The sequence below is a fragment of the Lentzea indica genome, assembly GCF_012184385.1.
GTDB classification, from domain to species: Bacteria; Actinomycetota; Actinomycetes; order Mycobacteriales; family Pseudonocardiaceae; genus Lentzea; species Lentzea indica.
Map to the genome: position 1 here is coordinate 1 of NZ_VSRL01000362.1, position 7,110 is coordinate 7,110.

At 68.9% G+C, this 7,110-nt stretch carries 6 protein-coding genes and 1 pseudogene; 5 read left to right on the top strand and 2 right to left on the bottom strand.

Going from position 1 to position 7,110, the window contains the following annotated elements; translation table 11 throughout:
• The coding region (locus FXN61_RS45685; RefSeq protein WP_312878508.1) for an alkaline phosphatase family protein at nt 1-407 on the bottom strand (407 nt) is incomplete at its 3' end.
• 48 nt (nt 408-455) lie between these two features.
• On the opposite strand from FXN61_RS45685, the gene FXN61_RS45690 reads away from it, so the two are divergent.
• Entirely contained in the window at nt 456-2,777 is a 2,322-nt protein-coding gene (locus FXN61_RS45690) for a Tex family protein (protein WP_167980061.1), read from the top strand.
• 48 nt (nt 2,778-2,825) lie between these two features.
• Here FXN61_RS45690 and FXN61_RS45695 read toward each other — a convergent pair whose 3' ends face one another.
• Nucleotides 2,826-3,941 (bottom strand): ABC transporter substrate-binding protein, encoded by a 1,116-nt coding sequence (locus FXN61_RS45695; RefSeq protein WP_312878509.1) that lies wholly within the window; start codon nt 3,939-3,941, stop codon nt 2,826-2,828.
• Between the two features lie 332 nt (nt 3,942-4,273).
• Between FXN61_RS45695 and FXN61_RS45700 the strand changes: the two genes are divergently transcribed.
• The 4 genes and pseudogenes from FXN61_RS45700 to FXN61_RS45715 all read left to right on the top strand — a co-directional run.
• A complete protein-coding gene (locus FXN61_RS45700; RefSeq protein WP_167980063.1) occupies nt 4,274-4,813 on the top strand; it encodes a hemerythrin domain-containing protein in 540 nt (179 codons plus the stop codon).
• The gene (locus tag FXN61_RS56060; RefSeq protein ID WP_167980064.1) at nt 4,810-5,118 is read left to right on the top strand and encodes a hypothetical protein; all 309 of its coding nucleotides are present in this window, start codon (nt 4,810-4,812) and stop codon (nt 5,116-5,118) included. Before FXN61_RS45700 ends, FXN61_RS56060 begins: the two co-directional genes overlap by 4 nt.
• Nucleotides 5,007-5,672, top strand: a complete 666-nt coding sequence (locus tag FXN61_RS45710; protein WP_167980065.1) for an NAD-dependent epimerase/dehydratase family protein — start codon at nt 5,007-5,009, stop codon at nt 5,670-5,672. The genes FXN61_RS56060 and FXN61_RS45710 overlap by 112 nt, the downstream gene beginning before the upstream one ends.
• Nucleotides 5,669-7,110: pseudogene (locus FXN61_RS45715) on the top strand (phytoene desaturase family protein); the annotation flags it as partial. The gene FXN61_RS45710 and the pseudogene FXN61_RS45715, both read left to right, overlap by 4 nt.

Consider the following 7,110-nt stretch of genomic DNA (forward strand, 5'->3'; position numbering starts at 1 on the left):
GCCGATGCGCGTTCGAACAGCGTCGGGTGCGGCTGCACGACCTCGGGCACGAGCTCCTTGCGCAGGTCGTAGTGGTGATCGCCGGCACGTGACCAGGTCAGCGCGTTGAGCACCTCGTCCCCGACCGCGAACGTGTACCCGACGATGCCGTGCTCACCAGAGAGCAGGCCCGTGCCGATCGAGGCGAGGCTGGTGGCGGTGGTCGACGGGAAACCCGCGCTGGTCTCGCGGCCGGCCAGCGACGACAGGAACGGCGCGTGCTCGGCGTGCTCCCGCAGCAGCTCGTGCCCCAGGCCGTCGACGAGCAGCAGCACGACACGCCGGGCGGACGGCAGGTTCAAGGTGTTGTCCGCACCCGGCACTTCCAGGCCCGACAGCAAAGACGGGACGACCTCGGCGATGGTCACCTGGACACCGTGCCACGTCGAATCGGGCAGCGGGCAGAATGGCGCGCTGTGACAACGCTCATCCACCAGAAGATCGCTGACGAGCTCGGCGTGGCCGCGGGCCAGGTCAGCTCTGCTGTCGAACTGCTCGACGGTGGCGCGACCGTCCCGTTCGTCGCCCGATACCGCAAGGAGGCGACCGGCGGTCTCGACGACGCGCAGCTGCGCACGCTCGAAGAGCGGCTCGGCTACCTGCGCGAACTGGAGGAGCGCCGCGCGGCGGTTCTCAACTCGATCCGCGAGCAGGGCAAGCTCGACGAGGCGCTCGAAGCGCAGATCCTCGCCGCCGAGAACAAGGCCCGGCTCGAGGACCTCTACCTGCCGTTCAAGCCGAAGCGCCGCACGAAGGCCCAGATCGCGAAGGAAGCCGGTCTCGAACCGCTGGCCGACGCACTTCTGGGTGATCCTTCGCTGAACCCCCAGGAAGAGGCCGCGAAGTTCGTCGACCCCGCCAAGGAGGTCGCCGACGCGGCGGCCGCCCTGCAGGGCGCGCGGTCAATCCTGGTCGAGCGGTTCGGCGAGGACGGCGACCTGATCGGCGACCTGCGCGAGCGGATGTGGACGCGCGGCCGCGTCGTCTCCAAGGTCCGCGAGGGCAAGGAGACCGAGGGCGCCAAGTTCGCGGACTACTTCGACTTCAACGAACCGTTCTCCAAGCTGCCTTCGCACCGGATCCTCGCGCTGTTCCGCGGCGAGAAGGAGGAGGTCCTCGACCTCGTCCTGGAGCCGGAGGAGCCGGTCGAAGAGGGTCCCTCGTCGTTCGAGGTCCGCATCGCCGCCCGCTTCGGCATCGACGACCGCGGCCGCCCCGCCGACAAGTGGCTCACCGACACGGTGCGCTGGGCGTGGCGGACCCGGATCCTCGTGCACCTGGGCATCGACCTGCGCGGACGCCTGCGCGCGTTCGCCGAGGACGAGGCCGTGAAGGTGTTCGCCTCGAACCTGCGCGACCTGCTGCTGGCCGCCCCGGCCGGCACGCGCGCCACGATGGGCCTCGACCCCGGCTACCGCACCGGCGTGAAGGTCGCGGTCGTCGACGCCACCGGCAAGGTCGTCGCGCACGGCGTGATCCAGCCGCACGTGCCCGCGAACCGCTGGGACGAGTCGATCGCGAAGCTCGCGGCGCTGGCCAAGCAGCACAACGTCGACCTCATCGCGATCGGCAACGGCACGGCGTCGCGCGAGACCGACAAGCTGGCCGCCGACCTGATCAAGCGCCACCCCGAGCTCAACCTCACCAAGATCGTGGTGTCGGAGGCGGGCGCGTCGGTCTACTCGGCGTCGGCCTACGCGTCCTCGGAACTGCCGGGCCTCGACGTGTCGATCCGCGGCGCGGTGTCGATCGCGCGGCGCCTGCAGGACCCGCTGGCCGAGCTGGTGAAGATCGACCCGAAGTCGATCGGCGTCGGCCAGTACCAGCACGACCTGTCCGAGTCGAAGCTGTCGCGTTCGCTGGACGCGGTGGTCGAGGACTGCGTGAACGCGGTCGGCGTGGACTTGAACACCGCGTCCGTGCCGCTGCTGACCCGCGTCTCCGGCATCACCGCCGGTCTCGCGGAGAACATCGTGCTGCACCGGGACCAGAACGGCCCGTTCAGGACCCGTACCGCGCTGAAGAACGTGGCGCGGCTCGGTCCGAAGGCGTTCGAGCAGTGCGCGGGCTTCCTCAAGATCCGCGGCGGTGACGAGCCGCTGGACGCCTCCTCCGTGCACCCCGAGGCGTACCCGGTCGTGCGGAAGATGCAGACCGAGGCGGGCGCAGAGCTGATCGGCAACACGGCCGTGCTGACCAAGCTGCGGCCCGAGAAGTTCGTGGACGAGAAGTTCGGTCTGCCGACCGTCACGGACATCCTGAAGGAGCTGGAGAAGCCCGGCCGCGACCCGCGTCCGGCCTTCAAGACGGCGACCTTCGCGGACGGCGTCGAGAAGATCGCCGACCTCAAGCCCGGCATGGTGCTGGAAGGCGTCGTGACGAACGTGGCCGCGTTCGGCGCGTTCGTGGACATCGGCGTGCACCAGGACGGCCTCGTGCACATCTCCGCCCTGTCGAACACCTACGTCAAGGACCCGCGCGACGTCGTGAAGTCCGGTGATGTGGTGCGGGTGAAGGTGCTGGAGGTCGACGAGGCCCGCAAGCGCATCGGCCTGACGCTGCGCCTGACCGACGAGCCGGGCAAGCCCGCTCCGAAGCAACAGGGTGGCGGCGGCGGCCGGGACCGTCGTCCGCAGCGCGGTGGGCAGCCGCAGCGTGGCGGACAGAACCGCTCCACGCCCCCGCCGGCGAGCGGCTCGATGGCGGAAGCACTCCGCAAGGCCGGATTCGGCAAGTAGACGATGAAGGGCTCCTCCCGCGCGGGAGGAGCCCTTCATCGTTTCGCCTTACTTGGCGCGCGTGCCCTTGGCCTTCACCATGTCGGACTCGAACAGCTCCTCCACGGTCGTGAGACCACCGGGAGCGCTCTTGTCGACCTTGGTGATGTACGACTGCGTGGAGGAAGGCCGCCCCACGAGCGAGTAGTGCAGCGGAGCGGTCAGGCCCTTGGTGTCCAGGCCCTTGGTGTCGTGGAACGCCTTCAGCACCCCGTCCCTGGTGAGGTCGCCGCTCGCGCAGGCCTTCTCCACGACCGCGAGGAACACCATCGCGACGGTGTACCCGTGGTCGACGTAGAGGGCCGGTTTGTCGTTCGGGTAGGCCTTGTTGAACGCCGCCGCCACCTCGCGCGGCCCTGGCTGGGTGCCGCTGAACGGCGCCACCGACGTCACCACGGACAACTGCTTCTGCACGGCGGGGCCGACCGGCGAGTCCAGGATCGCGCTGTCGTAGCCGACCACGTTGCTCATGAACGGCACTTCCCACTTCATCGCCGCGGCGATGCCCACCGCGGCAGCGGTCTGGGCGGGGGTGGTGCTCAGCATGACGGCCTTCGCGCCGGCTGCCTTCAGGGCGCCGATCTGCTGGGTCAGATCGGCCGTGGTCTCACCGATCGGCTGCTCGGCGATCTTCATGTTCCACTGCTGGCCGACGAACCGGCTGCCCTCCAGCGCGTTGTCGCCGTAGCTGCCCTGCACGTAGACGTGGCCGACGGTGTCGCCCTCCTTGATGACACCACGGCGCTTGTAGTGATCGAGTCCGTTGATGACGTCGATGTCGTAGGTGGTACCCACGACCATCATGTGCGGGTTGCCGAGCAACGACGCGGACCACGCCACGGGGGCGGTCAGCGTGCGGGTCTGCATGATGTCGGGCTCGATGGCCGCGGTCATCGGCGTGCCTGCGAGTTCCATCAGGCCGAGGACCTGCGGTTCCAGGTCGAAGTAGGCGTCGAGGGCCTTCTGCACGTCGTACGCGTGGTCCTTCAGCTTGAGCTCGACCTTGCGACCGCAGATGCCCCCGCGGTCGTTGACCTGCTTCAAGTACAGCTCGTAGCCCTTCATGCGGGTCTGCGCGGACGCTTTGTACGGCCCCGTCATGTCCGTGAGGATGCCGAGCGAGATCGTGTCGTCTGTAACGCCGGGCCCGTCTTGACCTGGACTTTCCCGTCATCCTTCGCGCCACAGCCGGCGACGACGACGGCGAGCGCTAAGGCGGTGGGCAGTACATGGCGGCGGAAGGGCATTCAGGAGTCCTTGTCGAAAGATCAGAGCCGAACATACTAAGCGGTAGCTCAGTATTCGTTGAGGCCTCACATAATGCCTCTCTCTGTGGTACGTGACACAACATTGTTAGGTTCATGTGACTACCGCTCGACTACACGCTGTGCTAGCTCTTCGGTGCCGAACGAAGTGAGATACAGCGTTGTCGATCACTTTTCGGGTATCCGAGCGGCATGGCTGACGACGTGATCACGCTGCTGCACCGGCAACACGAGAACATCCGCACGCTGTTCGCCGAGGTACAGGCCGCGACCGGCGATGAACGCAAGGACGCGTGGCATCGGCTCGTGCGACTGCTCTCCATCCACGAGACCGCGGAGGAGGAGATCGTCCATCCCGCTGTCACGCGTGTGACCGGCGGCGAGCCCATCGTGGACGCACGCGTCGCGGAGGAACACCGCGCCAAGGAGCTCCTCAGCACGATGGACAACATGGGCCCCGACGCCGAGGGCTTCGACACTCTGCTCGTCCAGCTCCGTGACGACGTGCTGGCCCACGCGGACCACGAGGAACAGGCCGAGTTCCCGCTGCTGCGCAAGGTGCACGACCAGGAACGCCTCGAACGCATGGCCAAGGCCGTGGAAGCCGCCGAGGCGATCGCGCCGACCCACCCGCATCCCGGTGTCGAGGGCCCCGTCGCGAACCTGGCGCTCGGGCCGCTAGTGGCCGTGGTGGACAGGGCACGGGACGCGATCCGCAAGGTGCTTGGGTGAGGATCGTCGCCACCGGCGGCACCGGCAACGTCGGCACAGCGCTGCGCCGTCAGCTGGAGTTCGAGGACGCCGGCGTGGACGTACGCGCGCTGTCGTCGTTGCGGGACGCCGTCCGCGGTGCCGACGTCGTGGTGCACCTGGCGTTTGCGATCAAGCCGACGGACCGCGACACGAACATCGACGCACCGAGCACGTGCTCGCCGCCTGCATCAAAGAAGAGGTCGGTCACCTGGTCTGCGCGTCGTCGGTCGCCGCCTACGCACCGGCGCAACGCTGGTCGAGGGTCGACGAGTCGTGGCCGGTGACGGGCATCCCCGGCAGCACGTACAGCGCGCACAAGGTGCGGCTGGAAAAGATGATCAGCCGCTATCCCTTGCCGTGCACGGTGATCAGACCGTGCGGCATCGGGCAGGCGTCCGCGGCCGCACAGGTGCGGCGCTGGCTGCTCGGCCGCTGGCTCTCGCCGAAACTGCTGCCGTTGCTGCCGATCCCGTTGTGGAACGATCTTCGCCTGCAGCTCGTGCACTCCGACGACGTGGCGCGCGCGATCGTGGAGATTGTGCGCCGCAGGGCGTTGGGTGCCTACAACCTCGCCGCCGAACCGGTGCTGACCGCTCCCATGATCGCCGAACGCGTCGGCGCCGGCCGCGTTCCGGTGCCGTATCCGCTGATCGAGAAACTGGCGGGGGCGACGGCGCGGCTCGGGTTGCAACCTTTGACGCCGGAGTGGGTCCGGATGGCCGATCAGGCACCCCTCGTGCGGACCACACGAGCGCACGAAGATCTGGAATGGTGGCCGGAACACGACGCGCGTGATGTGCTGCGCGACGTCGTCACGGCAATGGGAGGGCGTGCGTGAACGAGGTTGATGCCGTTGTCATCGGCTCCGGACCGAACGGCCTGGTCGCCGCGACGCTGCTGGCGGACGCGGGCTGGGACGTGCTGGTGCTGGAACAGCGCGCCACCCCCGGCGGCGCTGTGGCCTCTGCCGAGATCACCGCGCCCGGCTTCACCAACGACGTCTACAGCGCGTTCTACCCCCTCGGACTCGGCTCGCCCGTCCTCGGCGCGTTGAACCTCGACGTGCAGTGGCTGCACGCACCTGCCGTGCTGGCTCATGTCCTGCCGGACGATCGGGTCGCGCTCCTCTCTCGTGACGTCGACGTCACCGCGAAGTCCGTTGGCACGTTCGCGCACTCGGACGCCGAGGCCTGGCAGTCCGAGTACGCGCGCTGGCGGCAGGTCCGTGACGCGATGCTGGACGGCTTGCTGCGTCCCTTCCCTCCCGTGCGCGGCGGGCTGTCGTTGCTGCGCACGCTCGGCCCCGGCGACGCGCTGCGGCTGACGCGCATGCTGACGTTGCCCGTGCGTCGCCTCGGCGAGGAGCTCTTCGCCGGCGAGGCGCTCGGGTGTTGTTGGCGGGCAACACGATGCACACGGACCTCGGCCCGGACCAGGCCGGCGGCGCTGGCTTCGGCTGGCTGCTGTCGATGCTCGGGCAGGACGTCGGCAACCCGGCGCCGCGCGGCGGTGCGGGCGAGTTGACCGCGTCCCTGGTGCGGCGGTTCGGCGGACGCATCGAGATGAACGCGAAGGTGACGGACGTACTGCACGCGCGCGGTGTTGCCGTTGGCGTGCGTCTGGCAGACGGTTCGGTCGTGCGCGCACGCCGCGCTGTCCTCGCCGATGTGCCTGCACCGAACCTCTACCTGGACCTGATCGGCGCCGACGCACTGCCGTCGAAGCTCGCAGGAGACCTGAAGAGGTTTCAGTGGGACGGCGACACGATCAAGGTCGACTGGGCGCTGTCGGGCCCGATCCCGTGGACCAACCCCGAAGCCGCGCAGGCGGGCACCGTCCACCTCGGTGGCGACGTCAACGGTATGGCCGGTGTGGCCCACGAGCTGGCGTGCGGCAAGGTGCCGCGAAACCCGTTCATGGTCATGGGTCAGATGACGACGACCGACCCGTCACGCTCCCCCGCCGGAACCGAGGCGGCTTGGGCGTACACACACGTACCGCTGGGCGGAGCCTGGACGCCGGACCGGTTGAAGCGCCGCGCCGACCGCCTCGAGCTGATGATCGAGGATCGCGCGCCCGGCTTCCGTTCCCGCATCGTCAAGCGCTCCGTGCTCGGCCCTGAGGAAATCGGCACGGTCAACGGCGGCACAGCGGCCATCCACCAGCAGCTGATCTTCCGGCCCGTCCCCGGTCTCGGCCGCGCGGACACCCCGTTCGACCGGCTCTACCTGGCGGGATCCTCGGCGTGGCCGGGCGGTGGCGTGCACGGTGCGGCG

Coding starts and splice junctions, on each gene's coding strand:
- FXN61_RS45700 (WP_167980063.1), top strand. CDS start 4,274: ATGGCTGACGACGTGATCACGCTGCTGCACCGGCAACACGAGAACATC.